Origin of the sequence: Brevibacillus sp., from assembly GCF_003521185.1 — a bacterium.
Classification (GTDB): domain Bacteria; phylum Bacillota; class Bacilli; order Brevibacillales; family Brevibacillaceae; genus Brevibacillus; species Brevibacillus parabrevis.
In genome coordinates, this window is record NZ_DOTK01000063.1 from 1 (window position 1) to 25,720 (window position 25,720).

A 25,720-nucleotide genomic window follows, 5' to 3' on the forward strand; every position below is an offset into this window, starting at 1 on the left:
GTTGTCTTTCTTGTTGTCTTTCTCCTCGTCCTTGTCCCCGTCATCTTTTTCACGCGCAGACTTGTTGTCATCTTCGTCCGATTTCTCTTCCAGTCCAACCGGGAATGACGGTGGCTTATCCTCTGTCACTACTACAGGCTTTGGAACATTTGCGGGCGCTTTATTTGGCGGAGTCGCATTAGCAGCAGGCGGCTTGGCAGGTGGCTTATACTCGGTCTTTGCTGGTGGTTTGTGTGTTTGTTTCTTCGGTGGCGCCTTTTCGGACTTCTTCTCCTCTTCCTTTTTATTCAATGGAGATGGATTAGTGCTTGGAGTAGGAGCTTCCGGGCCGTAAACAACCGGATCTTTCGTCACGACAGGCGGTGTGCTGTCCGCACCATTTTGAAACGCATCCGGCTGCAGCGGCTTTTCTTCACTCCCCGAAAACAGCACGCCAACCAGCAAGCAGGCAGCGACTGCCGTACTGCCAATACCAGCCAGCCACACTTTCACTCGCTTCCACTTTTTCGATTCCGCCAGGGAAGACGACTTGCGCTTAACTTCGAGAGTAGGCAAGGATTCCTCTAGCACAGCAGATTGCACAACCGCAGGCTTCGCTGCGGCGGATTCCAGACGCGGCAGAATCGAATCTACAATGCTGATTGAGGGTACGACAGGGGGCAACTGCTCTAGCTTTTGCGACACAGTTTTCAGACGGTTGTACATAAGTTGCAGGTCAGCATCTTTTTGGATGAGGTTGCGCAGCACTTGCTGTTCTTGCACTGACAAATCCCCATCCAGATCCCGCTGCATGCATTCCCAAATTTCTTCGTTGGTCATCAACCGATCCCCCCTTTCTGGTAGTCGTACAACAGTTCCTGCAACTGTTGCCTAGCCCGAAACAAATACGATTTTACCGTGTTAAGCGGCAAATCCAATGCTTCCGCGATTTCCTGGTAAGACAAGTCTTCCAGATAGCGGAGAACTACTACCATCCTGTACTGCCTAGGCAGTTTTCCGATGGCTTCCTGGATGTCGTTTGACAGTCCGGTGAGAAGGATTTCATCTTCTACGTTGTTTCGATCAGGTATGATCAGCTCGTGTTCGTCAATTGAGACCGTTTCCTTCTTCGCGCGAAATTTATCCATACAGACGTTGCTGACGATGCGTTGTACCCAGGTCGAAAACTTCGCCTTTTCCTGATAAGTGTCCAATTTTCGATAAATGCGTATGAGCACTTCCTGAGCCGCATCGAGCGCGTCCTGTTCATTTCCCAGAATGTAATAAGCGCTTCGGTAAACGGAGGTCTCAATGGATCGAAGCAGCTCGACAAGCGCATCATGATCCCCGGTTTGCGCCAGCCTGATCAATTCTGCTTCCTGCATAATCTCCTCTCCCCCCTACAGACGGGTCGCTCATATAAAAGGTTGCAACCATGTTATGTATCCAATTGTTGGGTCTTCCAAATCAGTCCCGCAGACGAGATAATCAGCGTAACCGCCCCTTGCTGATCCGTTCGGTAAACGGCAGCACCGCGGCTTTCCAGACGATGCAGCACCTCACTCGCAGGATGTCCGTACCGATTGTTCACGCCAACCGAAATGACCGCTGCCTCGGGAGAAACAGCTGCCAGCAGTTCGTCGGTACTGGAGCTTTTGCTGCCGTGATGGGCGACTTTCAAAACGTCGACGGGCGTCAAGCCGTTTTGCACAAGGACCGCTTCTCCGTCCTTTTCCACATCTCCCGTAAATAAGACCGTTTTGTTGTATGCCGTCAGCTGAAGCACGACGGACGCATCATTGCCGCGAAGAGTCGTTTTTCCAGGATGAAGCCATTTCCATTCGATTTCCGGCCCATCCGACCACACCTGACCAGGGGTGCCAGTCGTAATGGGAACGCCTTTTTGCTGGAACATCTGGAGAATCTCCGTCTCTTTCTCCTCCGGTGTTGCAGCATTCACCATCACTTCTCCAAAAGAAAAGCGGGGCACCAGCGCTTTCATTCCACCGATATGGTCCCAATCGCCATGCGTCATGATGACACGATCAATTTTCTCAATCCCGCGCGACATCAGAAACGGGAGGACGACGTCTTTGCCCACTTCAAACGGGTCGCGCTTTTCCATCCATGGCTCCGCTGCCGGATGGCGCATTGTCCCACCCGCATCCATTAAGTATACCTTCTGATTGCCAATTTCGACAACGATGGAATCCCCTTGCCCGACATCCAGGAACGTGATTCGCACTTCATCGCTGCCTGCGAACGGTTGTCTCGCCGCCGCCAAAAGCCCGAGAAATAAGGCCAAACAGAGCACGACGTCGCGTTTCCGATGAAAACCGAGCTTCCACAAACTGGGCATGCTCCCGAGAAAACAGGCATACAGGAGGAGCCACCACCATTCCGGATGCGGCCAGTAGGTAAATGGAATCAGCCACTGATCCATAGCCAGGAGCGGTTCGTGTACCCAGCTGAGCAAATGGGTAGCCACCCAGACAGGGAGCGTCGCCAGCGCCGGGTGAAGCAAATCAAGCACGATCGCCGCATATCCGAGCGGCAAGACAGAAAAAGACAGCACAGGCGTCACAATCAGATTGACCAGCCAGGAAAGCGGAGAAAACTGGTGAAAATGGTACAGCAGAAACGGAAAAGAGACGAGCTGGGCGGAAACCGTCACAGCCACAAGTGTTCTGATCCACGCAGGCACGCGGACAGCTACTTGCTGGCTGTACGGCACAAACAAAATAAGTCCCAGCGTAACGGCAAAAGACAGTTGGAAGCCGACATGCCACAACTGATACGGATTCGTGGCGAGCATGCCGAGGAGCGTGCCTGCCCAAATCTCTTTTCCATCCAGTCTTTTCCCCACGACCTGACAGACAAGACCTACTCCTCCCATCAAGCCGGCTCGCACAGCGGAAGCACTGGCGCCAACGAGCAGTACGTAACCCACAAGCAGCAAGACCGTCGCACATAGGCTCCAGCGACGGCTGACGCCCGCTTTTTCCAGCGTCCACAAAAACATCGAGGTCACCAGTGTCACATGCAAGCCGGATATGGCGAGAATATGGCTCAGGCCCAAATTGGTGTACATGGACGCAAGCTGGGGCGTCACCTCCTGACTGACCCCAAGCAGCAACGACTTCATGTATCCCGCCGTTTCTTGATCGGGAAACAAGCGGTCAATCCGGCTCGCTCCCGCCTCCTGCCACTCCTGAAAGCTCCCCCATACGCTTGCCGCCGCCTCTGTGCGCACCTCGCCAAATGATGTGTCGCCTGTGACGTGTACCCCTTGCCAATGCAAATAGCGGGCATAGTCAAAAGCGTGCGGGTTACGCGCCCCACTCGGCAAAGCCAGCCGGACAAAAGCCGTCAGCTGGCTGCCCGTCCGCCACGTTTCAATCGCAGCTGCTTCCTCAGCCGTACCTAATTGGACGCGAAGAACTATTTTTTCGTTACTGGCAAGCGGTCGCAACCGCTCTTTTTCCTCCCCCCATTCGCTGATGGTGGCAAAAAAACGGGCAGCATCGCCGTCCCGCTTGACGACAGAAGCGATCTCTCCACGAACCCAGACAGCCGCTTGCTGTTCAGCTGATGGTTTCAGTGTGGACGCAAGGAGAATCTCGTACCCATAAAAATAGAGACCTGCTAGAATAGAGAGGAAGCAGTAAAAAGCGAGCCGCCTTCGGTAGACAAGCGAAGAAAACGCCAGGACTGCTGCCCATGCGCCGAGAACGCCCGCCATCCAAAAGGGCTGGACGTAGGCAGCCAGGAGAAAACCGCTCATTACGGCCAGACTAGCGCTCCAAAGTGACATAGTCTCTCCCTCCGTTCTTTGTCGAACTGTTCTTTTCTTTAGGAGAGTATATCCCTTGGCGTGCGGACAAAAATAGAAGAGACGAGAGTCCTTTTTCCTTAGGCTGTACGACTGTTTTGCGTACAGTCCCAGGCATTCAGAAGAGATTGCGCCAGCTTGCGATACGTGATAGAGTTAGCAGGAGCAATCCAGTGAGAGGAAGAGTCATTTCATATGTGTGGAATCGTAACACTCTACAACAAGCGGCAAATGCCAGTTAGGCAAGAAGCGATCAGCGCGATGACCGGTATCATCCTGCACCGTGGTCCAGACGACGATGGTTTTCATCTCGAAGACAACATCGCCCTGGGCTTTCGTCGTTTAAGCATCATTGACGTGGAAGGCGGGCATCAACCGCTGTTTAACGAAACACGTGACATCTGGATTATTGGCAACGGTGAAGTGTACAACTACAAGGAATTGCAACAATGGTTAAAAGACATCGGTCACGTTTTCCATACCGATTCTGATATTGAAACCATCCTGCACCTCTACGAGGAGGTAGGAACAGAAGCACCTAAACATTTGCGCGGCATGTTCGGCTTTACCATTTACGACTCCCGCAAAAAACGGTTGTTCGGCGCACGCGACCACTTCGGGATCAAGCCGCTCTACTACGTGGAGACGCAAGATTCCATCGGGGTCGCCAGCGAAATCAAAAGCTTGCTGGAGATTCCTGGATTTACGCGCGAAGTAAACCACAACGGTTTTTATCATTACTTGACTTTCCAATACGTGCCTGATCCGGAAACGATGTATCAAGGCATCTATCGCATCCCGCCAGCGCACTCGTTCATCGTCGAAAACGACCAGATCAAGCTGGAACGCTACTGGGACGTGGAGTTCAAGCCGGATGAGAGCAAGCCGTTCTCGTATTTCGTCGAAGGAACCCGCGATGTGATGATGGAGTCGATCGACAAGCACCGGATTAGCGAAGTGCCGCGCGGAGCTTTCCTCTCCAGCGGCGTCGATTCCAGCAGTATCGTCGCCATGCTGCGCACCTATGAGCCGGTGAAAACTTTTTCCGTCGGATCAGACATCCCTGGCTACAGCGAGCTTGATTTCGCCAAGCGCACGGCTGGCTTTTTGGGAACCGAGCACTTCGAGCGGGTAATCAACGCCCAGCAATACATGGACGAATTGCCGCGTCTCATCTGGCATCAGGATGAGCCGGTGGCAGACCCTTCTGCGATCTTGCTCTACTTCGTTGCGCAAATGGCAAGCGAGCACGTCACTGTCGTCTTGTCTGGCGAAGGTGCCGACGAATTTTTTGGCGGGTACAACATCTACAGAGAACCTAGCTCTCTCAAAATGTTTTCCGGCATGCCGGGCTGGATGCGTCAGTCCATCGGCTACATGGCCCATCGCCTGCCTGATCAGGTAAAAGGGAAAAACTTCCTCATCCGCGGTTCGAAAACGGTTGAGCAACGCTTTTTCGGAAACGCCCTGATCTTCAGCGAAGAGATGAAAAGACGCGTCGTGATGGACGACATCGCACGCTCTGAATCGTACGTCTCGCCGTTTACGATCACCGAGGACATTTACAAGCGCGCCTCCCAGTACGATGATGTAACGAAAATGCAGTATCTGGACATTCACACTTGGCTGCGCGGAAACATTTTGATGAAAGCCGACAAAATGACGATGGCCAACTCCCTGGAGCTGCGCGTTCCGTTCATCGATCTGAAGGTGTTCGAATTTGCTGCGACCATTCCGACGAAGTACAAGATCGCCAACGGCACGACCAAACACGTTCTGCGCGAGGCGATGAAAGACTTCTTGCCGCAGGAAATCAAATCGAAGAAGAAACTGGGCTTCCCGGTTCCGACGCGCCATTGGCTGAAAAACGAGTTTTACAAATGGGCCAAAGAGATCATTTTCGAATCGAAGGTCGACAATTTGATCAACAAGGCTTACGTGCTCTACATGCTTGACGAGCATCGCGAAGGCAATGCCGACTACAGCCGCAAAATCTGGACGATTCTCGTCTTCATGCTGTGGCACCAGATTTTCATCGAGCAAAAATATACGTTTGATCCGTATGTGAGTCCAAACGTAGACATTCGCCGCAAAAAAAATTCCTTGCAGCACATCGGTTAACTTAACTGGCAAGGAGCGAGTGAAAAAAATTTGCAGACCCTCTCTTACTTTTCGTAGATTGTGACTAGAGCGATTTCACAATCACGCGCGGGGTAAGGGAGGGTCTTTTGTCATGCTTCTCGATTGGTGGGAACGTTATCGCCGTCTCATTCTGATCGTTGCGGCCATCGCTTTTTTGGCGCTCAGCTTTTGGCTTTATCAGCGAGACAACCGCGAAGGGACGGTTGGCGTGCCGATCGCTGCGTCTGCCTATGCGCAGGGCGCAGCGGAGCCGAAAGCGCCATCCGTTGCCACCGCGCCAGCGGAGCAAAGAGCCGCACCTGACACGTCGGTGCCTGCTTCGGCTTCGGCTTCCAGGCAGCTTGCAGCCGGGGCGGCACAAGAGCAAGCTGCTCCGTCTCTTTACGTCGACGTGAAAGGAAAAGTGAAAAAACCGGGGCTGTATCGCTTTGCACCTGGCAAGCGGGTCGCAGATGCGATCGAAGAGGCTGGCGGAGCGCTTCCACAGGCAGACCTCGATCAAATCAATCTGGCTCAGCCACTCGCTGACGGCACCGCCTTGATCATTCCGGCAAAAGGCAGCAGCGGCACTTCTCCCCTGCCCGGCGTAGGCTTGCCCTCCCCCGCTTCTGTCCAGGTGGGCGGGAATGGTGCTCTAGGTGCGGGGAGCAGCAAGCAACCAGGCAAAACGGTCAATCTCAACTCGGCCACAGTCCATGAGCTGATGACGTTGCCTGGAATCGGCGAGTCGCGGGCAGCAGCGATCCTGGAATACCGCACACAAGTCGGTCGTTTTCGCTCGGTCGACGAGTTGAAAAAGGTATCGGGGATCGGGGCCAAGATGTTCGAGAAGATCAAAGACCACATCGTTGCGCAATAAACGATCATCCGGTCATGATTGGCAAAATTGCCACATAGAATGGGAAAAGAATATCGGAGGGAGGTATGCCCATGGATAAAATCGGGTTCATTGGTACGGGCAGCATGGGCAGTATCTTAATTGAAGCATTGCTGTCCGCCAAAGCGCTGTCTCCCAGCCAAATGATCATCACCAATCGCACAATCGAAAAAGCCGAACAGCTCGCAAAGCGGCTTGGCGGGCTGGCGGTCGCTCATAGCAACGCAGACTTGGCCAGAGAAGCCAACATCATCGTGTTGTGCGTCAAGCCGCTGGAATACAGCGAGCTGCTTGCCCAACTCGCCCCTGCCTTGACGGAGGAACATCTGTTCATCACCATTACCAGCCCGATCAAACTGGAGCATTTGGAATCGAAAGTGCCATGCGCCATCGCCCGGGTCGTGCCCAGCATTACCAATGCCGCACAAAGCGGAGTCAGTCTATGCGAGTTCGGGTCGCGGGTTAGCGAGGAGCAACGTCATTACATCCGCAATCTTTTCGCCCACATCAGTACCCCGGTCGAAATCAGCGAACCGTTTTTGCGCATCACTTCGGACATCGCCAGTTGCGGCCCTGCTTTTCTCAGCTACATTTTGCAGCAGATGATTCAAGATGCCGTGGAGGAGACGAACATTTCTCCAGAGGCTGCTACGTATTTGACCTCGCAGATGCTGATCGGCGTGGCTGACTTGCTTCGGGAAGAAAAATTTACGCTCCCTTCCTTGCAGCAACGGGTCTGCGTCCCGGGAGGCATCACCGGGGAAGGTTTGATTCCTTTGCAAAGTAAGTTTCCAGGCATTTTCAGAGAAGTATTCCAGCGCACACGAGCGAAATTTTCCGAGGATCAGGAACTGCTTGACCGTTACTTGAATGAGCAGCCCCGGTAGCTTGCATATGTGCTGATCGTTGCACAGGTCGATTAAAAGATCGCGTGACAGTACGCTTGACCCGGGCGCGTGATAGGCTGCGTGACAGTACGCTTGATCAGACGCCGCGTGACAGGCTTGCTTGCCGGACCCGCACGCAGATAATCAAAAAGGAGTGGGACGCCTGTCGTGCAGGCTCCACTCCTTTTTTCCGTTTGGATTATCATGCTCCCTCTTCTAACCAGCAGTGATTGCTAAAGACAGAAGTAGCAAGCAAATAATCTTGTATGGTTGTTCACTCGAATCGATTAGCGAACGACGATGTTGACCAGTTTGCCAGGAACGGCAATGATTTTGACGATCGTTTTGCCATCGATCAGTTCTTTGATCATGTCGTTGTTAAGCGCCAGCTCTTCCATTTGTTCCTTGGTCGAATCGGAAGCGATCAGCAACTTCTCTTTGTTCTTGCCGTTGATCTGGATGACGATTTCCACTTCGTCCTCCACCAGCTTCGACTCATCGTAAGTTGGCCATGCTTCGTAGGAGATCGTTTCGTTGTGTCCGAGCTTCTCCCACAGTTCTTCACCCAGGTGCGGAGCGATTGGCGACAACATTTTTACGAAGTCTTCCATGTACGATTTCGGCAGAACGTCTGCTTTGTACGCTTCGTTCACGAATACCATCAGTTGGGAGATACCTGTGTTGAAACGCAGGCCCTCGTAGTCTTCGGTTACTTTTTTCACGGTTTGATGGTAAACGCGCTCCATGCTCGTCGCTTTTTTCGTATCGACGATTTTCTCGTTCAGCTCGCCGTTGTCTTGCACGAACAGGCGGTATACGCGGTCCAGGAAGCGGCGCGCACCATCGAGGCCTTTTGTCGACCAGGCGATGGAAGCATCCAGCGGCCCCATGAACATCTCGTACAGGCGGAGCGTATCGGCGCCGTGGCTGTGTACGATATCGTCAGGGTTGACGACGTTGCCTTTGGATTTGCTCATTTTTTCGTTGTTTTCGCCGAGGATCATTCCTTGGTTAAACAGCTTTTGGAATGGCTCCTTGGTAGGTACGACGCCGATGTCGTACAGGAATTTGTGCCAGAAACGGGAGTACAGCAAGTGCAGTACCGCGTGCTCTGCTCCACCGATGTAGATGTCGACTGGCAGCCATTCTTTCAGCTTTTCCGGATCAGCCATGGCTTGATCGTTGTGCGGATCGATAAAGCGCAGGAAGTACCAGCAGCTGCCCGCCCATTGCGGCATCGTGTTGGTTTCGCGGCGCGCTTTCATGCCTGTTTCCGGATCGACGGTGTTCAGCCAGTCGGTAATGTTGGCAAGCGGCGATTCGCCCGTGCCGGATGGCTTGATTTCTTTTGTTTTTGGCAGCATAATCGGCAGTTCGGATACGGGAACAGTTTTCATCGTGCCATCTTCGAGGTGCAAAATCGGAATCGGCTCACCCCAGTAGCGTTGACGGCTGAACAGCCAGTCGCGCAGACGGTAGGTCACTTTGCGATTTCCTTTGCCTTCGGCTTCCAGCCATTCGATCATTTTGTTGATCGCCTGCTCTTTGTTCAGACCGTCGAGCATGCCGGAATTGATATGCTCTCCATCGCCTGTGTACGCTTCTTTGGAAATGTCTCCACCCGCGATTACTGCTTTGATCGGCAGGTCGAATGTTTTTGCAAATTCATAGTCGCGCTCGTCGTGTGCAGGTACCGCCATGATCGAGCCGGTTCCATAGCTGATCAGCACGTAGTCCGCGATCCAGATCGGCAGGCGCTCGCCGTTTACCGGATTGATGGCGTATGCCCCGGTGAATACCCCTGTCTTTTCTTTTGCCAGGTCTGTACGTTCCAGATCGCTTTTGTGTTTGGCTTGCTCCAGATAAGCTTCTACGGCTGCTTTTTGCTCTGGGCTGGTAATCTGCTCAACCAGTTTGTGCTCTGGAGCGAGTACCGCGTAAGTAGCGCCGTAGAGCGTGTCCGGGCGCGTCGTGAAGACGGTAAAGCTTTGATCGTGTCCGTCGACGGCAAAAGTAACTTCTGCCCCTTCGGAGCGGCCGATCCAGTTGCGCTGCATTTCCTTGATGCTCTCCGGCCAATCCAGCTCTTCCAGGTCTTGCAGCAGTCTTTCCGCATAGGCCGTAATTTTCAGCACCCATTGCTTCATTGGACGGCGCTCGACTGGATGTCCGCCGCGCTCGCTCTTGCCATCGATGACTTCTTCGTTTGCCAGCACCGTTCCCAGTGCAGGGCACCAGTTTACAGCTACTTCGTCAATGTACGCCAAGCCGTGCTCATACAGCTTCGTGAAAATCCACTGGGTCCATTTGTAGTAGTGCGGGTCAGTCGTGTTGATCTCTCTGTCCCAATCGTAGGAGAAGCCCAAAGACTTGATTTGGCGGCGGAACGTGTTGATATTTTTTTCCGTGAACTCCGCAGGGTCATTGCCTGTGTCGAGCGCGTATTGCTCAGCAGGCAGACCAAACGCATCCCACCCCATTGGGTGAAGCACGTTGTAGCCTTGCATCCGCTTCATGCGGGACAAAATATCGGTAGCCGTATAGCCTTCCGGGTGTCCGACGTGCAGCCCTGCACCGGAAGGGTACGGGAACATATCGAGAGCGTAAAACTTTTGCTTGCCTGGGTCTTCTGATGTTTTAAAGGTTTTGTTTTGCTCCCAGTATTGTTGCCATTTTTTTTCGACTTCACGATGACTGAAAACCATGGTAGAGCACTCCCATCTTAAAATAGGTAAAAAAGTAGAAAACTTGGCTATGCCAAGCTGTTGCCAACATCATGATCCAAACTGCCTTTCGGCCATATAAAGAAAACCTCACGCCCCAATCGCTTGAACGAAAGGGACGAGAGGTTTGTTTATACTCCCGCGGTACCACCCACATTGGCGAATGCAAAGCATCCACCCGCTTAAATCCGTAACGGGGATGAGCCGCCCACCCTTACACAACCATATTAGAATGGCCTTCAAGGCGAGTGCTGAGAGGCGAGTTCGGACGATCCCGGGTTGACTTGCACCTGCCGTCAACTCTCTGTATGCTCGCGGGGCATATTCCTACTATTCCTCTTAAACGCGTCGAAATTTGCAGTTATAACGCCATTATAGTCAATTGGAACCAACCATGTCAAACTTTATGGCTTGCGTGCGGAAAAAAGCAGGCGCTCGCTCGCTTCCTGCGGTGGCAAGTCCGAATAGTCTGCCGTAATGACGATGTCCGTGAACCCGGCCTCCGCGAGCCAGCGCATCAGTTGCACAGGCTGGTAAGCTCTTTGCCAGTGCTCCTCCTCCATCCGCTCGTACAAGCCGTTTGGCTGGCGGATGAAAAAGGTCAGCTGATGCTCTACTTCCAGGCGAAGCGGGTCGCAGAAACATTGCCAAATGTACGAAACCTCGTCGTCGACGTAGGTGAACGTCTCGTCTCCGAAAACGTGCAGCATCTTGTACGGACTGTGCACATCAAACAAGAAGCTTCCCCCTGGAGCAAGATGAGCGAACACGCGTCGGAACGTCTCTTGCACGTCCGCCTCTTCTGTCAAGTAGCTGAGAGAGTCGCACAAGGAAATGACCGCATCGGCTTCCGGCAAGGAAAGCTCGCGCATATCTTGTTCCACCCACGCTACCTCTACTTGCTCCTGGCGCATTTTATCGTAGGCAATCGCCAGCATTTCGGCTGAGAGGTCGACACCTGTGACGCGATAGCCCCGCTTCGCCAGCGGAATGGCGATCGTCCCTGTCCCGCAGCCGAGATCGATAATCCGCTTGGGTGCGCTGCCTTTTTGCCAGCTACGCTCAATCCAATCGAGCCACTGATCGTAGGGGGTGTCTGCCATCAACGCATCGTAGACGGCGGCCATGTGTGCGTAGGCCATCTTTATTACCCTTGCACAGCGAAGGAAACCTCTTCTGCATCCTTCCACAGGCGCTCCAGGTTGTAAAACTCGCGATCTTCCCGGTGGAAGACGTGAATGACGATATCTCCCAGGTCAACCAGCACCCAGCGTCCTTCGTCTGCCCCTTCGATCCCGCGAACATCATAGCCGTTTTTATGGGCCTGGTCGCGAATTTCGCGCACGATTGCCTGTACTTGGCGCTCGTTGTTTCCGTGGCAAATCATGAAGTAATCTGCAATGACGGACAGCTTGCTGATGTCCAGCACCTTGAGATTTTCTGCCTTTTTGTCATCGGCTGCCTTCACTACCAAGCGAGCCAACTCTTCTACTGTTTTAACCATCAAAACCCTCCTTCTCTCCCTTTGCGGGATACCAAATCGTTATAGGCAATCAGCGTCAACGGATAAACCGTTTTCTGCTTTTCTATCAAAAACTGAATGGTGCCGCCCAAAGCTAGTGCCAAGGCTTGATCCAAATTCTTTTCAGCCAGCGCGCGAATCTCGTCGACACCAGGAAAAATGCGGTTCGGTTCTATATAGTCTGCCACACAAACGACTTTTTCTAACAGGGACATCCCCGCTCGCCCCGTCGTGTGGTAGCGAACGGCTTGCAAAATATCCGTATCTGTCACCCCGAGATCCGTCTGGATGACGATCGCCCCGGCAAAAGCGTGCCACAGCTCTTTTTCCCCTTCCAGAAGCTCTGTCGGCATATCGTGGCGAACGAGAATTTCGAACATTTTCTCCACGGGCCAGCATTTGCAGTAGTCGTGCAACAACCCTGCAAGCTCCGCTTTGTCCGGGTCAGCCCCGTAGCGAACGGCAAGGTTGCGAGCTGACTGGGCGACTCCGAGCGTGTGGTTGAAGCGCTTTTCATGCATTTGCGCCCGAATGCGGGCAAGCAGTTCTTCCCGATTAGTCAAGAGTTTCATAGAATCGGTTCTCCTTTATATAGCGCTCCACAGCAGCTGGCACCAAGTAGCGGATGCTTTTGCCCGCAGCCGCCTTTTCGCGGATCAACGTGGAAGAGATGTCCCAAACCGGCATCTCCACAAACGTGACGTACTCGCTTGCCTCCCGATCCAGCTCGGTGCCCGGCCGGGCGAGTCCTATAAAGCGTACCATGCGAAGCAGCTCTTGGAACTGGTACCATTTGGGCAAGATTTTGACCATGTCTCCCCCAATAATAAAAGAAAACTGACAATCAGGGAACTGCTGTGTTAGCTGAACCATTGTGTCGTAAGTGTATGACGGGCCTTCTCTTCTCAGCTCGATATCCGTGACGCGAAAAGCCTCGTGATCGGCCACAGCCATCTGAACCATGTTCAGGCGATGCTCTGCCAATGTCAGACTGTCCCTCTGTTTGTGCGGAGGAATGTGCGTCGGCATGAACCAGATTTCATCAAGCCCGGCCTGTTCCCTGGCTTGTTCTGCTGCCAGCAAATGACCGCAGTGGATCGGATCGAATGTCCCGCCCATCATCCCTACTTTTTTGACGGCATGCTTCATGGCGGTAGTCCTTATGGTTACGGCAGCTTGATGGTCTTGTGCTCCCGTGACTCTTTGTACAAGACAACCGTATGGCCGATCAGCTGTACCAGCTCGGCACCCGCACCTGCTGCCAAATCTTCTGCTACCTCGTGTTTGTCATCGCTGTTGTTTTGCAAGATCGCTACTTTGATCAATTCGCGCACTTCCAGCGCCTCTTTGATCTGGGTGATCATATTTTCATTCACGCCCCCTTTTCCTACTTGGAAAATCGGGGTGAGATGGTGTGCTTCTGCGCGCAAAAAGCGCTTTTGCTTGCCGGTCAACATCGGCATGCCTCCTTTTAATTCCTGCAATCAAGATTGATCAGGTTGTTTTCGTCAGTTGCTGCAAGACAATCTCACGCATGACATCTGTCGGTGCGTCTGTTCCCGTCCACAGCTCAAATGCCAGTGCCCCCTGGTTTACGAACATCCCGACGCCGGAGTGGACAGTCGCGCCGATTTCTTTCGCTTCACGCAACAGGCGCGTCTCCAGCGGGTTGTAGATCAGATCGCTGACAGTCAGGCCGGGATGGAGCCATTCTGCTGGCACAGGGGTTTCCTGCACGTTTGGCAGCATGCCGATGGAAGTCGTGTTGATCAACAGGGAGGAGTCCGCGATGGCGTCTTTGCCTTCCCCTTGCTCCACGATCCGCGTCGGGACGAGTGTTCCCACATGCTCTGCCAGTACAGCCGCTCTTTCCCGCGAGCGGTTGATGATGCGAATTTCCTTGACGCCTTTTTCCGCCAAAGTAAACGCAACAGCACGGGCAGCTCCGCCCGCGCCCATCATCGTAACAATTTGTTTGTCCAGCACGATCCCCGTCTCCGCTACAAGCGAGCGGACGTAGCCCATGCCGTCCGTATTGTAACCGATCAGCCTGCCATCCTTGCTTACGACCGTATTGACCGCGCCGATGCGCTTCGCCAATGGATCGATTTCATCGAGCATCGGCATGATCGCCACCTTGTGGGGAATCGTCACGTTAATCCCGCGCAAGCCCAATGCGCGAATCCCCGCTACCGCGTCCGCCAAGTCTTCCGGGTCTACGTCAAACGCCGCATAAGCGAATCCAAGTCCGGTCTCGGAAAAAGCAGCATTGTGCATCATCGGAGATTGGGAATGGGAAACCGGATGTCCGAACAGGCCAACCAACTGCGTTTTGCTTGTAATCATGGAGCATTTCCTCCCCCGTAGCTTCTCTCTCTAGCATATGGCACGAAAAAGGGAGCGCCATACGCGGATACTTGTTGAACTGGCTAGATCAGCCCGCGGCGCATGCCCACGCTTACTCCTTTTGGCGCGTGAACCACGACGTTCGCTTCGTACTTGCCTTGAATGGTCACCCAGCCCAGCCCGGAGATGACGATATCCGTAGACATTTGCGATTGGGTCACCTTGAAGGAATGCTTGACGAACGGCGGGAGCGCTTTTGCCGCTTCTTCTCCTGTCGGAGGCACCAGCAGCGTGCCGTGATGCTTTTCCATCACTTCGTCCGCTTTTTCCAGCTTCGTGCGATGAATGTACAGGTCGTTGTCTACATAAACGACAAACGGCTGTTTAGATCCACGCACAAAGTCGATGCGTGCCAAGCCGCCGAGAAACAGAGTTTGTCCAGCTTCGAGCTGGTATACTTTGGAGTTGATCCGGCTTTTCGGAGTGATTTTGCGCAAATCGGCTGGCGACACCATATGTCCAATCTGATCGCGGTTGATGATGCCCGGCGTATCGTAAATGGAGCGGCCGTCTTCCAGCGGAATTTCGATTTTATCGAGCGTCGTGCCAGGGAACGGCGATGTCGTGATCTCCAGCTCTGCGGCTCCGTAATCGTGCAGGATGCGGTTGATCATCGTCGATTTGCCGACATTGGTCACTCCGACGATGTACACGTCGCGCCCTTTGCGCAGCTCCCCGATCCGATTCAACAGTTCGTCGATATGCAGTCCTTTTTGCGCGCTGATCAGCACGATGTCTTCCGGGCGCAAGCCGCGCTCTTTTGCTTCATGCTGCATCCAGTTGCGCACGCGGTTCAGGTTGATGTTTTTCGGCAGCAAGTCCACTTTGTTGCCCACGAGCAAAATCGGGTTTTTCCCGACAAAGCGCGGCAGCCCTCTGAGCCAGGAGCCTTGAAAGTCAAAAATATCGACGACCATGACGACCAGCGATTGCGTAGAGCCGATGCCATCCAAAATTTTCAGGAAGTCGTCGTCACCCATTCCTACCGGAGCGACTTCATTGTAATGCTTGATGCGATAGCAGCGCTGACAGATGACGACCTTGCGCCCCAATGCCGACTCCGGCGCATAGCCGGGCTTTTTCGCATCCTCTGTCTGAATCGCGATCCCACATCCGGCACAAGAGCCGAGTGTTTGTTCCGTCATGCTTTTCTCCTCCACGAAACCATTCCTTTCCTTTCCATCCAGCTTAAAGCCACGCGCTCCATCTGACGGTTAAAGCGCGTCCAGAAACCGTCCGTCTGGGCCACAGGCACGACCAGGATCGTATGAAACCCCAGTCGATTTCCCCCCAGCACATCAGTAAACAATTGATCGCCAATCACGACAGTCTCGGCGATGGTCACGTTCATTTGCCGAACTGCCTGCAAAAAGGCACGGTTGGTCGGCTTTTTCGCCGCACAAATAAAACCGAGATCGAGTGGTGCACAGAAGCGGTGTACGCGCTCCTTGTTGTTGTTGGACACAACGGTGACCTGAATGCCTGCTTCCTGCATCCGGGCCAGCCAGTCGATTACCTCCGGAGTAGCCTCCGGCCTGTCCCACTCCACCAACGTATTGTCCAGGTCTGTTATCACCGCACGGATTTTATTTCGTTTCAATTGATCTATATCAATGTGATGGATTGACTCTACGAACTGACTGGGCATCAGCTTGTTTAAAAACACGGGGCACCTCCAAATGATGTGCAGCCATTAACCGCGATTTCGGCACCTACTATACCATAATCGACCACTCTGTTGCAAAAGAAAAAGCTTGCGCCGCCCCTTGCCACGGACAATCAGAGTGTGTCATAATGGCGGTACTTATAAAACTGTTTTTGTTTAAATAGTTTTCACCCGTAAGTCAGGCAGGGGGTCGCTGAAGATGAAAGACCGAATCATGAAAGGTTTTATTGAAGAGATCAGAGAAAAAGGCATGAAGTTTTCCATGGACGACCTGGCGCGCAGGCTGGGGATCAGCAAGCGAACGCTGTATGAGCATTTTTCTTCCAAAGTGGAGATTCTCGAAACAATCATCTCCCAGACGTTTGCCGAGGGCGATGAAAAAACCCGGCAAATTCTCGCTGACGACAGTCTTTCTCTCCTCGATAAAATCAAAGGGGTCATGCTGGTGTTGCCGACACACTACGAGTTTTACGATTTGCGCATTCTTGAACAGATGAAGCGCTACTACCCGGAGCAATGGGCTCTGGTCGACTCCGCGCTCTCGGACGATTGGCAGACGCTGCGCGCCCTGATTGAACAAGGGGTCAAAGAGGGGCTGATCGTCAACATGAACGTGACATTAGTGATGAAGCTGATCATCGACGCCGTCAATTCGACACTGGATCAGCGCTTTTACATGAAAAACCAGATTACGGTTTCCGAAGCTTTGGCGGCGATTGTCGATGTTCTGTTGTACGGCCTGATCCCTGTGGATAAAAGGTAGCCCCTTTTATTCTCTTTTTTTGCGAAAACCAATAAAACAAAAATAGTTTTTCGAGTACACGACTTGAAAGAGGTGTTCACCATGGCTGTTTTTACCCAAATGACAAAAGCGCAACGCACTGGCTTGCTGTTCGTGATTCTGATTTTGTTCATCGATATGCTGCTCTACAGTCTGTTGATTCCAATCGTCCCTTATTTTTCCGAGACGCTAAAGCCCTCCTCTACCATGATGGGCATTCTGTTCAGCAGCTATGCGGTCGCCATGCTGCTCGCCACTCCGATCTTCGGCCCGATCTCGGACCGCTTGGGCAGACGTGCCGTGCTGTTGGTCGGCTTGATTGGGCTGGCAGCTTCCACGCTGCTGTTCGCGTTCTCTGACACCATGGCCCTGTTGATTACTGCCCGCTTCGTGCAAGGGATTGCAGCGGCTGCGACTTGGCCGACCGCTCTCGCCCTGCTCGCCGACCTGTTCCCTCCGAAAATGCGCGGAGCGGTCATGGGAACGGCGTTGACCGCTATTTCTACAGGCACTTTGCTCGGCGCACCGATCGGCGGCTGGCTGTTTGAGATCAGCGATCACCGGATGCCGTTTCTCGCCGCTGCGGCCTTTACGGTCATCAACATCGTACTCGTCTTTTTGTTCCTGAAGGAAGAAGCGGCTCGTACAGCCAGCGAAAAGCTTGCGGTAGGCGGATTTTTGCGCAATCCACAGGTCGTCTTCATCGCCGGAATCGTCCTGCTGGCGGAAGTATCGCTCTGTCTCTTGGAGCCGACGCTGCCCGTCTTTTTAACGCAAAAGTTCAGCATCACCCCGACTGCGATCGGCTTGCTGTTTGCGGCGATGACTTTGGCCTACGGATTGATTGCCCCGGTAGCAGGCTCGCTGTCCAACCGTTTTAATCCGTATAAGCTGATGTTCGCCGGAATCGTCATCCTCGCTGTCTTCATGCCTTCACTGGTATGGGCTGGCTCGCTGTGGCAGGCGGGAATTGCGATGGCGCTTGTCGGCGCAGGCGTAGGCTTTACGCTGTCACCCACGCTCCCGACTTTGGGCAGCATCATCGACCAAGGGGGAAGCGGCGCCTATGGCACAGCCTACGCTTTGTTCAACATGTTCCACGGGATCGGCATGGTAGCCGGGCCGTTGGCAGGCGGCATTTTGACGGATTTGTTGCCTGTATCGTCTGCCATCCTCGTTGTGGCAGCAGCCGTGCTTGGCTTCGGCATCATGCTGTTCCTCCAGCTCAAAGCGAGTGGAGCCGTGCGTGTCTCTTCGTCAAAAGGCGAGATGCATTCGTCTTAATGTCTAAAGGAAACGCACAGACGAATGCTGCGGCAGCGACTGGGTGACCAAGCGACTGAGTGACTGAGCAACCGAGTGACCGAGCAACCGAGTGACCGAGCAACCGAGTGACCAAGCCACTGACGAAGCAACCACATGCTCCAGCCAAACAAACGACACCCCCGCTGTCACGCTAGTACGTGGCCATCGGGGGTGTCGTCTTTTATTCGCTATCGAACGGTTGTTGTCTCGTCTCCATCAAACGTTTGACCCGCTCCGTCGGAGTCCAGCACTGAAAACGGTAGTCCGGACGCGTCTCGTACGTCAGCCGCGAACAGCGATAAGTCACGCCGCCGGGCGCTTTTTCCACGCGAAAATGCGTACAGGTCGCACAACAATGAAACGGGTTCTCCTCGCCCATTGCCCCTCCTCCTATCTCCCCAGCTTCCAAGGAAACATGGACAATTGCTCGTAGCGCTCCTGTTTCGGCTCGGCAAAATTGGAAAAGCCAACTCCGACCAGCCTGACACCCGGCGAGTAATCAAACGCATCGAGCAAATCGTCCAGAAGTTCTTGCCAGTTGGCCCCTGCGACTGCCTTGTGCTGTTTGGTCCGTTGCGTAAAATCGGCGTACTTGATCTTGAGCGTAATCGTCTGCGGCTCGACCCCATCCTGGCGCACGTCCTCTTCGACTTCCCGCAGCAAGGAATAGGCAATCGGCGCGATCGACTCGCGGTCATACAAGTCAAAAGACAGTGTCGTCTCGCGGCTCGTCGACTTCGGTGCGCGGTCCATCACGATCTCCCGGCTGTCTTCCCCTCTGGAGCGGTCGTACAGCGAGCGGCCAAACTTGCCGAACAGTTGCACGACCTCGTCCAGAGACAGTTGCCAAAAGTCCTCGACCGTAGCAATGCCCTTTTTGGCGAGCAATTCCTGCGATTTTTTTCCGACGCCGTGCAGCGTTCCGATCGGCAAAGGGCGCAGTACGTCCAGCGCCTGCTCGGGACGAATGATGACAAAAGCATCCGGCTTTTTCAAATCACTGGCGATTTTCGCCAGCGACATATTATAGGAAAGACCGATACTACAGGTTAATCCTGTCTCCCGTTTGATTCGCCGCTTGAGCTCGCGCGCGACGGGAACGGCATTCTCGTAGTCCGTGACGTCCAGGTAGGCTTCGTCCAACCCGACCGTTTGGTAACGCGCCGTATAGGAAGTGAAAATCTCCCTGACTTCCGCCGATTTCTCGATGTAACGCCCATAGCGGACGGGGAGGTACACACCCTGCGGGCATTTTTTTCTCGCCATCGCGACAGGCATGGCAGAGCGAACACCGTACTTGCGCGCCTCGTAGCTGCACGTCGAGACGACGCCGCGATTGGCTGTTCCCCCGACGATGACCGGCTTGCCGCGCAACTCGGGGCGGTCAAGCTGCTCTACACTGGCGAAAAACGCGTCGATATCCAGATGAAGGAATTTTTTCATAGCGGATAACCACCAAACATACATTCTCATTTGTACTTGTATTATCCTTGTTTTGGCCCTTCAATGCAAGCGGATATCTCCCCAACCGCCGTTCGCCCGTTATTGCTCTTGCGCTTCCATGACCCGAAGCAGCTCGGATACGGGAGGATTGCCTTTTTTCGCGTAGACGATCGTCCCGTCTTTGCCGATGATATAGACGATTCGCTGCTGGAAAAACAACCCGAGGATTTTTCCTACATCATATGCCTCGCGAATTTTTTGGCCTTCATCGACGATCAAAGGAAATTCATACTGAAATTTCGTTGCAAACGCCTGCTTTTTGTCCAGTTCACCCGGATTGATGCCAAACACGACCGTATTTTTTTGCTGCAATGTGCCGTAGTTGTCCTGAAGGGCGCACAGTTGCTTCGTGCATACCGGGGTATCATCTCCCGGGTAAAAGACCAGCACGATCGTTTGCTTGCCTACATAGTCGCGCAAATCGACCGGGCCTTTTGTGCTTTTGGCGGAAAAGAAAGGGGCTTTTGCTCCAATTGGCAACATTTCACTCACCTCTAAGCCCAGTATACATCGAAAATCGTTTTGCGATTGCAAAAAGCCGCCCTGCGCAAGTGCAGAACGGCTTTTCGTTTAGTTGGCTTGCAGCTTTTGCTGTTTTACCCGGGCAATAAATGCCTGGGCGATTTTAAACATCTGGCTATCGTGCGACCACATCCGCTCGGGATGCCATTGCACACCGATGTACAGCCCGTTTTGACTCTCAATCGCTTCAATCACTCCGTCAGCCGCGCATCCTGTCATCTGGAAGCCTGGCGCTACGTCCTTGACTGCCTGATGGTGGGACGTATTGACCAACACTTCTTGTTGTCCGAGAGCGTCCGCCAAAAATCCCGGTTGCAGCGTGACTTTGTGTGCGCCGTACTGGCGCGAGCCTTTTTGCGCGTGCTGGAAGGCTCCCGGAACCTGGCTCGGAATATCCTGGATGAGCGTGCCGCCACACGCTACATTCAAAATCTGCATTCCGCGGCAAATGCCCAAAATCGGCTTTTTCAGCTCCAGCGCCAGCTTGATTACCGCAAGCTCGGCCAAGTCCCGCTCGTATTCGATATCGCCCAGCCCTTGCAGCGGTTCCTCCCCGTACAAGTGAGGGGCAGGATCATCTCCGCCCGTCAAAATCAGGCCGTCGAGCGACTCGACCATTTCCCGAAACGGCGCTTCCTGTACCGTCAAAAGCGGCAGGATAAGCGGTATCCCGCCTGCGCGGGCCACTCCGTCCACATAGCCTGAGCCGACGTAAAAAAATTGATCCAGATTGTTATTCGGGAAATACATTTTCGTACACGCGACACCAATAATCGGACGCACGCAAAGTCACTCCCTTATCGCTACCTTGGTTTATTTGACGTTTGAAGCGTACTTGAAGTCGATGAACCCGAGAGCGTCCACGACGACGTCTTTTACGCTGTCTTGCTTCACCCACGCATAGGTGAAATAGTAGATCGGCAATGCAGGCATTTCATCCATGACGATGGCGTCCGCCTTTTGCAAAATTTCTTTGCGCTTTGCCAGATCGCCTTCCTTGGCAGACTGGGCAAGCAGGTCGAGGAACTCTTTGTTCTCCCATTTCGATGTGTTCAAGCCGCCCTTGAATACTTCCAGGAAGTTGATCGGATCGTTAAAGTCGCCGATCCAGCTGGCGCGGCCGATCGTGAAGTTGCCTTCTTTCATTTGCTCGCGGTGGACTTTGTTCTCTTTGTTCACCAGCTTGACTTCGATGCCAAACGCTTTTCTCCACTGATCCTGGATCACAGTGGCAATACGCTGGTTCACTTCTGTCGTATTGTAGGCGATCGTCAACTCAGGCAACTGGGTCAAGCCTGCTTCCTTCATTCCTTCGGCCAGCAGCTTTTTCGCTGTTTCCACGTCGCCATCCTTGATGTAGCCATCCGGATTGAGCGCCATGGTTGGCGGGAGGATTCCCAGCGCTGGCGTGCTCTTGAACGGCACTACGTTTTCCGAGATTTCCTTGCGGTTGACAGCAGTTGCGAACGCCTGGCGAATTTTTTTGTTGTCGAACGGCTTTTGCGTCGTGTTGAAAATGTACCAGTACGTGCCTGCTGTCGCCTGGGACTGCATTTTCCCGGAATTTTTCAGCGAGTCCAGCGCATCGAGCGGCAAGTCGCCGAGCGGAGAGCCAGCCCAGTCCAGATCGCCTTTTTCGAACATGGACAGCTCGGTATTCGCATCTTCAATCATGTTGATCGTCAAAGTAGACAGTTGCACAGCGTCTTTATCCCAGTAGGAGTCGTTCTTCGCAAACTCGATCAGCGATTTGTGCTCCCATTTTTTCAGGACAAACGGGCCGTTGCCGATGTACGTTTCTGGCTTCGCAGCCCAATCCTTGCCGGCTTCGACCGCCTTTTTATTGACTGGGAAATAAGTGACGGACGCCACCAGCTCAGGGAAGAATGGAGCCGGATTTTCCAGTGTCACGACCAATGTTTTGTCATCGGTCGCCTTCACGCCGACATCGTCCGCTTTCGCCTTCTTGGCGTTGAACGCTTCCCCGTTTTTCAAATAGTACAGCTGATACGCATAGCCGGACGCTGTCTCGGGATCGAGCACCCGTTTCCAGGCGTATTCAAAATCGTGGGCCGTAACGGGATCGCCGTTGGACCATTTGGAATCGCGCAGATGGAACGTGTAGGTCAAGCCATCAGCGGAAACTTCGTACTTCTCGGCGACCGCCTCTTTCAGCTCGCCTTTTGCATTCAGGCGCAGGAGGCCATCAAATGCTGCACGGGCAACAGACATCGAAGGGATATCTTCTGCCAGTCCAGGGTCGATCGTGTTCGGCTCACCTGTGTTCAGGTTGACCTGCATTGTTTGCGGCGCGCTTTTCTGCTCCTCTTGCGCACCTGGCGCTTTCTCTGGCGTGCCGGCTTGCGGCGTTCCACAGCCAGCAAACACCAAGCTGGTCAGCAAAACGGCGCAAAATGATAGATTCTTCAACTTTTTCACAACAAAACCCCCGTCTTTGGAATAATTCTTCTTGATTGTTAGGAGCATGACTAAATAATATTATCTTGAGAAAATTTTGTCTACACGAATAAAAAGGAGATGGGTTTGATGCTATCCAGTCTGTTTACCCCTGTTTCAGAACTTTTGGAAGCTGCTGGCGGTGAGTGGGGAGTCTATCTGGAAGATTTACAGACAAACGAAAAGCTCGCGATCAACGAGAACGAACGGTTTTATGCGGCAAGCGTCATCAAGGTGCCGATCATGACAGCCGTGTTCGCGGAAGCGTATGCCGGAAAGCTCGCTCTCGAAGACAAAATCAAGCTGCGCCAGGAAGATCTCGTCGGCGGGGCAGGCGTTCTTCAGCACATGACACCCGGAACCGAGTTCACCGTGTACGATCTCGTCACCTTGATGATCATCCAGAGTGACAACACAGCCACGAACATGATGATCGATCTCGTCGGGACAGACAGCATCCGCAACGCCATGCGCAAAACAGGCATGGAAAACAGCTCCTTTTACAACAAACTGATGGTCGTGCCCGCCGAACTGGAAGGCTACAACGAGATTACAGCAGCAGATATCGGCAGCCACCTCCGCTATTTGGCGACTGGCAAAGTCATCTCCTACGACAGCTGTCTGAAAATGATTGCGATCTTGAAGCAGCAACAGCATCGCGACCGTTTTCCGTTCCTCTTGCCCGATCCGGATGGCGAGATCATCGGCATGGTTCCCAAATGGGAGTTCGCCAACAAGACAGGCTCGGTTACCAAAATCACGCATGATGTCGGAATTTTCTACACAGGTCCGCACGCGATCAGCGTCTCCCTGCTCAACAAAGGTCTTGCGCAAAAAGATGCAGCTGCTGTCATGGCCCGCATCGGCAGTCTTTTGTATGACGCGTACGGTCCAAAAGCGTAGCTTGCCACTGCCCGCCCGCTTCGTCTGGCGGGCTTTTCTGCGCCCACGCGAAAAAACGGGTCTTTCCTCTCGCAACAAAAAGGAATGACCCGCTTACTTTTACTTATCTTTTTCCAAAATCAGGTTGGACACTTGCCATGCGCTGGAGAAGGACAGCTCGGACAACTGGCCTTGCCCTTCACACCAGTCTCCTGCAAAGAACAGGTTGCGGTAGTCCGGGAAGAAGGTCGGCATTGGCTTTTGATTCATCGTCCATTTGATCTCCTGTACCACTGCGCGGGCGGAAACACGCGGAACAACCAATTGCTCGCGCCAGCCCGGGAAGTGCTTGTCGTACAGGTTCTCGATCTCTTGCTTGCGGATATCTGCCGCTTCCTTGTTGCCGACGTCGGCCTGACGCATGTACGCAGTCGCCTGCAACAGCTGTCCGCCCTCCGGCACACAAGTGCGGTCGTAGTAAGAGATGTCGGTGATAAAAATATTGTTCTGCTTGTCGTAGATGTAGGAGAACGGCACGTCAATGCGCTCTTTCAAACCAATGTCGTATACCATGACGACTGTCGGCTCGTATTCCGCATGCTGGGCCACTGCGTGCTCCAGACGCGTTTCTGCGAATACTTTTGCCAACTCTTTCGGCGGAATACAGCAGACGAACTCATCAGCCGTAAACTCGCCCTCCGGCGTCACCACTCCAACCACGCGATCGTTCTCTACGAGGAACTTTTCTACTTTGTTCTTGAGCATGATGGTTCCCTGGTTTGCTTCGATCACGCGAACAAATTCGTCGATCAGAGCTTGCCAGCCGCCACCGATATAAGCTACAGGCTTGTTCGTGGTGAACAAACGGCTGTAGTACGTGAAGAACACATCCGACGGAATTTTTTCCGGTTCACGGGTAAAGAAGTTGGAGGAGGCGAGTGTCAGCATCATATCTTGCACTTCTTCGCTGACATGCTTTTTTTCCATCCACTTTTGGATCGACATGTGCGGATGGCCTTTTTCCACTTTGAGCATCGTTTTCAGGATTTCAAATGTGAACAACACCTTGTCCATCCCTTTGAGCAGCTTTGTTTGGAAAAGTCCTTGCACGTTGGAAGGAACCGCAGTCAGATCGCTTCCGATATCGTACTTCGCTTTTGTCGGATTGAAATCTTGCCAGTCAATGTTGAGTCCGAGTTCTTTTTCAAACGTTCTCAATACAGAGCTGTCGCGAGCATAAATGGCGTGAGCACCGAAGTTGAAGTTAAAGCCTTTGATCTTCAATGTAACGGCACGTCCACCCAATTGTCCGCGCTCCAAAACTAAAACTTTTTTACCTTTAGACGACAGGTAGGCAGCACTGGAAAGACCAGCCAGTCCGGCACCTACAATAACAACGTCATAGTGATTGGTTGTCATACACAATCTCCCCTACGCACTAGCGATGTTGATTCATGAGCTAAACCCTACAATAGAATAAGGGATGGATAAGGTGGAAGTCAACTATTATTGAACTGTGTCTATTTTTATACTGTCTGATACCATTTTTTACCTAGATCGGCTGTGCTATGATGAAGAAAAACGCAAAAGGTGGTTGCCACATGGACTGGAATACCCCGATTCCTCCGGCGCAAAAAGAGGCAGACACGCTCCCTGCCATCTGTGAAAACAACGATCCGCTCATTTCTCTCAAGCAGTATGCCCCACAGTTCGAGGTATATCCGGCCTACCACATCCAGGAATTGGACGGAGCCACAGCGGATTGCCTGATCAGAAAAGGGGTCGCAGACAAGCTTTTGCAAGCCGCGAAGCTGCTCCCGCCCAATCTTCGCTTCGTCGTGCTGGACGGATACCGCCCGATCCGGGTGCAGCAAGCCTTGTACGACCGTTTCAAAGCGCAGCTTCTCGCCCAAGGCTTCGTCGAAGGCGAGGAATTGTACACGGAGCTGCACCGCTTTGTGGCCCGCCCCACGCACGATCCGGCAAAACCGCCGCGTCACCTGACCGGAGGGGCCATTGACCTGACGATTGCCGGGCCTGACGGCTGGCTGGAGATGGGAACCGCTTTTGATGACTTTTCACCGCGCGCCTGTACGCGCTATTTTGAAAGCAACGAGCTCACTGACGAGTCCGACAGACAAGCGCAGGCCAACCGCCGCTTGCTGTATGCGGTGATGACAGGCGTAGGATTCACCAATTACCCAGACGAATGGTGGCATTTTGACTACGGCAACCA

26 protein-coding genes and 1 other annotated feature are annotated in these 25,720 nt (G+C 53.2%); of the genes, 7 read left to right on the top strand and 19 right to left on the bottom strand.

The genetic code is table 11. From position 1 onward, the window contains the following. The 3 genes from DEP07_RS19040 to DEP07_RS19050 all read right to left on the bottom strand — a co-directional run. The coding region (locus tag DEP07_RS19040) for a hypothetical protein (protein ID WP_287102902.1) at positions 1-819 on the bottom strand (819 nt) is incomplete at its 3' end. After that, on the bottom strand, positions 819-1,364 hold the full coding sequence (locus DEP07_RS19045; protein WP_063231360.1) for an RNA polymerase sigma factor: 546 nt from the start codon (positions 1,362-1,364) through the stop codon (positions 819-821). The genes DEP07_RS19040 and DEP07_RS19045, both read right to left, overlap by 1 nt. Before the next feature lie 53 nt (positions 1,365-1,417). Next, positions 1,418-3,793: a DNA internalization-related competence protein ComEC/Rec2 gene (locus DEP07_RS19050; protein WP_281869816.1), complete on the bottom strand. Its 2,376-nt coding sequence runs from the start codon at positions 3,791-3,793 to the stop codon at positions 1,418-1,420. A gap of 213 nt (positions 3,794-4,006) precedes the next feature. Between DEP07_RS19050 and asnB the strand changes: the two genes are divergently transcribed. The 3 genes from asnB to comER all read left to right on the top strand — a co-directional run bounded on the left by asnB (position 4,007) and on the right by comER (position 7,717). After that, complete coding sequence (gene asnB, locus DEP07_RS19055; RefSeq protein WP_217022441.1) at positions 4,007-5,932, top strand: asparagine synthase (glutamine-hydrolyzing); 1,926 nt, start codon at positions 4,007-4,009, stop codon at positions 5,930-5,932. 112 nt (positions 5,933-6,044) lie between these two features. After that, on the top strand, positions 6,045-6,812 hold the full coding sequence (locus DEP07_RS19060; protein ID WP_274875164.1) for a helix-hairpin-helix domain-containing protein: 768 nt from the start codon (positions 6,045-6,047) through the stop codon (positions 6,810-6,812). Between the two features lie 71 nt (positions 6,813-6,883). Beyond that, complete coding sequence (gene comER / locus DEP07_RS19065; protein WP_274875163.1) at positions 6,884-7,717, top strand: late competence protein ComER; 834 nt, start codon at positions 6,884-6,886, stop codon at positions 7,715-7,717. A gap of 32 nt (positions 7,718-7,749) precedes the next feature. Here comER and DEP07_RS19070 read toward each other — a convergent pair whose 3' ends face one another. The 10 genes from DEP07_RS19070 to DEP07_RS19115 all read right to left on the bottom strand — a co-directional run bounded on the left by DEP07_RS19070 (position 7,750) and on the right by DEP07_RS19115 (position 16,034). Further along, positions 7,750-7,923 carry a hypothetical protein gene (locus tag DEP07_RS19070; RefSeq protein ID WP_287102903.1) on the bottom strand — a complete coding sequence of 58 codons (174 nt, stop codon included), beginning with the start codon at positions 7,921-7,923 and terminating at the stop codon, positions 7,750-7,752. An 81-nt stretch (positions 7,924-8,004) separates the two neighbouring features. Beyond that, entirely contained in the window at positions 8,005-10,422 is a 2,418-nt protein-coding gene (leuS, locus tag DEP07_RS19075; RefSeq protein WP_280649201.1) for a leucine--tRNA ligase, read from the bottom strand. A gap of 129 nt (positions 10,423-10,551) precedes the next feature. After that, positions 10,552-10,793, bottom strand: a binding site (T-box leader). Between the two features lie 51 nt (positions 10,794-10,844). Then, a complete protein-coding gene (locus DEP07_RS19080; RefSeq protein ID WP_173597425.1) occupies positions 10,845-11,582 on the bottom strand; it encodes a class I SAM-dependent DNA methyltransferase in 738 nt (245 codons plus the stop codon). Positions 11,583-11,587: 5 nt separating this feature from the next. Beyond that, a complete protein-coding gene (gene rsfS, locus DEP07_RS19085) occupies positions 11,588-11,944 on the bottom strand; it encodes a ribosome silencing factor (RefSeq protein WP_063231353.1) in 357 nt (118 codons plus the stop codon). Further along, positions 11,944-12,534 carry a bis(5'-nucleosyl)-tetraphosphatase (symmetrical) YqeK gene (yqeK, locus tag DEP07_RS19090; protein ID WP_122964131.1) on the bottom strand — a complete coding sequence of 197 codons (591 nt, stop codon included), beginning with the start codon at positions 12,532-12,534 and terminating at the stop codon, positions 11,944-11,946. The genes rsfS and yqeK overlap by 1 nt, the downstream gene beginning before the upstream one ends. Continuing rightward, positions 12,518-13,111 carry a nicotinate-nucleotide adenylyltransferase gene (locus DEP07_RS19095; protein WP_122964132.1) on the bottom strand — a complete coding sequence of 198 codons (594 nt, stop codon included), beginning with the start codon at positions 13,109-13,111 and terminating at the stop codon, positions 12,518-12,520. The genes yqeK and DEP07_RS19095 overlap by 17 nt, the downstream gene beginning before the upstream one ends. Before the next feature lie 17 nt (positions 13,112-13,128). Further along, on the bottom strand, positions 13,129-13,419 hold the full coding sequence (gene yhbY, locus DEP07_RS19100) for a ribosome assembly RNA-binding protein YhbY (RefSeq protein ID WP_122964133.1): 291 nt from the start codon (positions 13,417-13,419) through the stop codon (positions 13,129-13,131). Positions 13,420-13,456: 37 nt separating this feature from the next. Beyond that, positions 13,457-14,308, bottom strand: coding sequence for a shikimate dehydrogenase (locus DEP07_RS19105; protein WP_173597426.1), 852 nt, complete (start codon positions 14,306-14,308; stop codon positions 13,457-13,459). Positions 14,309-14,391: 83 nt separating this feature from the next. Continuing rightward, positions 14,392-15,513 (bottom strand): ribosome biogenesis GTPase YqeH, encoded by a 1,122-nt coding sequence (gene yqeH, locus DEP07_RS19110; RefSeq protein WP_122964135.1) that lies wholly within the window; start codon positions 15,511-15,513, stop codon positions 14,392-14,394. Next, on the bottom strand, positions 15,510-16,034 hold the full coding sequence (locus tag DEP07_RS19115) for a YqeG family HAD IIIA-type phosphatase (RefSeq protein ID WP_122964136.1): 525 nt from the start codon (positions 16,032-16,034) through the stop codon (positions 15,510-15,512). Before DEP07_RS19115 ends, yqeH begins: the two co-directional genes overlap by 4 nt. Before the next feature lie 199 nt (positions 16,035-16,233). Between DEP07_RS19115 and DEP07_RS19120 the strand changes: the two genes are divergently transcribed. Then, complete coding sequence (locus DEP07_RS19120; protein ID WP_173597427.1) at positions 16,234-16,797, top strand: TetR/AcrR family transcriptional regulator; 564 nt, start codon at positions 16,234-16,236, stop codon at positions 16,795-16,797. Positions 16,798-16,878: 81 nt separating this feature from the next. Beyond that, a complete protein-coding gene (locus DEP07_RS19125; protein ID WP_173597428.1) occupies positions 16,879-18,099 on the top strand; it encodes an MFS transporter in 1,221 nt (406 codons plus the stop codon). A gap of 202 nt (positions 18,100-18,301) precedes the next feature. Here the strand turns inward: DEP07_RS19125 and DEP07_RS19130 are convergent, their stop codons facing one another. The 5 genes from DEP07_RS19130 to DEP07_RS19150 form a co-directional block, all read right to left on the bottom strand. Further along, positions 18,302-18,499, bottom strand: coding sequence for a hypothetical protein (locus DEP07_RS19130; RefSeq protein ID WP_122964139.1), 198 nt, complete (start codon positions 18,497-18,499; stop codon positions 18,302-18,304). An 11-nt stretch (positions 18,500-18,510) separates the two neighbouring features. Then, positions 18,511-19,563, bottom strand: a complete 1,053-nt coding sequence (locus tag DEP07_RS19135; protein WP_122964140.1) for a DNA polymerase IV — start codon at positions 19,561-19,563, stop codon at positions 18,511-18,513. Between the two features lie 99 nt (positions 19,564-19,662). Beyond that, positions 19,663-20,106, bottom strand: coding sequence for a peroxiredoxin (locus DEP07_RS19140; RefSeq protein WP_122964141.1), 444 nt, complete (start codon positions 20,104-20,106; stop codon positions 19,663-19,665). Between the two features lie 87 nt (positions 20,107-20,193). Next, a complete protein-coding gene (locus DEP07_RS19145; RefSeq protein ID WP_122964142.1) occupies positions 20,194-20,928 on the bottom strand; it encodes a gamma-glutamyl-gamma-aminobutyrate hydrolase family protein in 735 nt (244 codons plus the stop codon). Between the two features lie 30 nt (positions 20,929-20,958). Further along, positions 20,959-22,584 carry a peptide ABC transporter substrate-binding protein gene (locus tag DEP07_RS19150; RefSeq protein ID WP_122964143.1) on the bottom strand — a complete coding sequence of 542 codons (1,626 nt, stop codon included), beginning with the start codon at positions 22,582-22,584 and terminating at the stop codon, positions 20,959-20,961. Positions 22,585-22,692: 108 nt separating this feature from the next. Here DEP07_RS19150 and DEP07_RS19155 point away from each other — a divergent pair, with 108 nt between their 5' ends. Continuing rightward, on the top strand, positions 22,693-23,505 hold the full coding sequence (locus DEP07_RS19155) for a serine hydrolase (RefSeq protein WP_122964144.1): 813 nt from the start codon (positions 22,693-22,695) through the stop codon (positions 23,503-23,505). 99 nt (positions 23,506-23,604) lie between these two features. On the opposite strand, the gene DEP07_RS19160 is transcribed toward DEP07_RS19155, so the two are convergent. After that, entirely contained in the window at positions 23,605-24,903 is a 1,299-nt protein-coding gene (locus tag DEP07_RS19160) for a phytoene desaturase family protein (protein WP_122964145.1), read from the bottom strand. 182 nt (positions 24,904-25,085) lie between these two features. Here DEP07_RS19160 and DEP07_RS19165 point away from each other — a divergent pair. Further along, on the top strand, positions 25,086-25,720 hold a 635-nt coding region (locus DEP07_RS19165; protein WP_287102904.1), incomplete at its 3' end, for a M15 family metallopeptidase.

What these genes read in the sequence shown, in the direction of transcription:
- DEP07_RS19070 (WP_287102903.1), bottom strand. Translation starts at nt 7,923, where the DNA reads ATGATAATCCAAACGGAAAAAAGGAGTGGAGCCTGCACGACAGGCGTC.
- rsfS (WP_063231353.1), bottom strand. Translation starts at nt 11,944, where the DNA reads ATGGTTAAAACAGTAGAAGAGTTGGCTCGCTTGGTAGTGAAGGCAGCC.
- DEP07_RS19105 (WP_173597426.1), bottom strand. Translation starts at nt 14,308, where the DNA reads ATGATTACAAGCAAAACGCAGTTGGTTGGCCTGTTCGGACATCCGGTT.
- DEP07_RS19045 (WP_063231360.1), bottom strand. Translation starts at nt 1,364, where the DNA reads ATGCAGGAAGCAGAATTGATCAGGCTGGCGCAAACCGGGGATCATGAT.
- DEP07_RS19135 (WP_122964140.1), bottom strand. Translation starts at nt 19,563, where the DNA reads ATGAAAAAATTCCTTCATCTGGATATCGACGCGTTTTTCGCCAGTGTA.
- yqeK (WP_122964131.1), bottom strand. Translation starts at nt 12,534, where the DNA reads ATGAAACTCTTGACTAATCGGGAAGAACTGCTTGCCCGCATTCGGGCG.
- DEP07_RS19140 (WP_122964141.1), bottom strand. Translation starts at nt 20,106, where the DNA reads ATGTTGCCAATTGGAGCAAAAGCCCCTTTCTTTTCCGCCAAAAGCACA.
- DEP07_RS19080 (WP_173597425.1), bottom strand. Translation starts at nt 11,582, where the DNA reads ATGGCCTACGCACACATGGCCGCCGTCTACGATGCGTTGATGGCAGAC.
- DEP07_RS19155 (WP_122964144.1), top strand. Translation starts at nt 22,693, where the DNA reads ATGCTATCCAGTCTGTTTACCCCTGTTTCAGAACTTTTGGAAGCTGCT.
- DEP07_RS19160 (WP_122964145.1), bottom strand. Translation starts at nt 24,903, where the DNA reads ATGACAACCAATCACTATGACGTTGTTATTGTAGGTGCCGGACTGGCT.
- DEP07_RS19120 (WP_173597427.1), top strand. Translation starts at nt 16,234, where the DNA reads ATGAAAGACCGAATCATGAAAGGTTTTATTGAAGAGATCAGAGAAAAA.
- DEP07_RS19050 (WP_281869816.1), bottom strand. Translation starts at nt 3,793, where the DNA reads ATGTCACTTTGGAGCGCTAGTCTGGCCGTAATGAGCGGTTTTCTCCTG.
- yqeH (WP_122964135.1), bottom strand. Translation starts at nt 15,513, where the DNA reads ATGACGGAACAAACACTCGGCTCTTGTGCCGGATGTGGGATCGCGATT.
- asnB (WP_217022441.1), top strand. Translation starts at nt 4,007, where the DNA reads ATGTGTGGAATCGTAACACTCTACAACAAGCGGCAAATGCCAGTTAGG.
- DEP07_RS19130 (WP_122964139.1), bottom strand. Translation starts at nt 18,499, where the DNA reads ATGGGCGAGGAGAACCCGTTTCATTGTTGTGCGACCTGTACGCATTTT.
- DEP07_RS19125 (WP_173597428.1), top strand. Translation starts at nt 16,879, where the DNA reads ATGGCTGTTTTTACCCAAATGACAAAAGCGCAACGCACTGGCTTGCTG.
- DEP07_RS19060 (WP_274875164.1), top strand. Translation starts at nt 6,045, where the DNA reads ATGCTTCTCGATTGGTGGGAACGTTATCGCCGTCTCATTCTGATCGTT.
- yhbY (WP_122964133.1), bottom strand. Translation starts at nt 13,419, where the DNA reads ATGTTGACCGGCAAGCAAAAGCGCTTTTTGCGCGCAGAAGCACACCAT.
- leuS (WP_280649201.1), bottom strand. Translation starts at nt 10,422, where the DNA reads ATGGTTTTCAGTCATCGTGAAGTCGAAAAAAAATGGCAACAATACTGG.
- DEP07_RS19095 (WP_122964132.1), bottom strand. Translation starts at nt 13,111, where the DNA reads ATGAAGCATGCCGTCAAAAAAGTAGGGATGATGGGCGGGACATTCGAT.
- comER (WP_274875163.1), top strand. Translation starts at nt 6,884, where the DNA reads ATGGATAAAATCGGGTTCATTGGTACGGGCAGCATGGGCAGTATCTTA.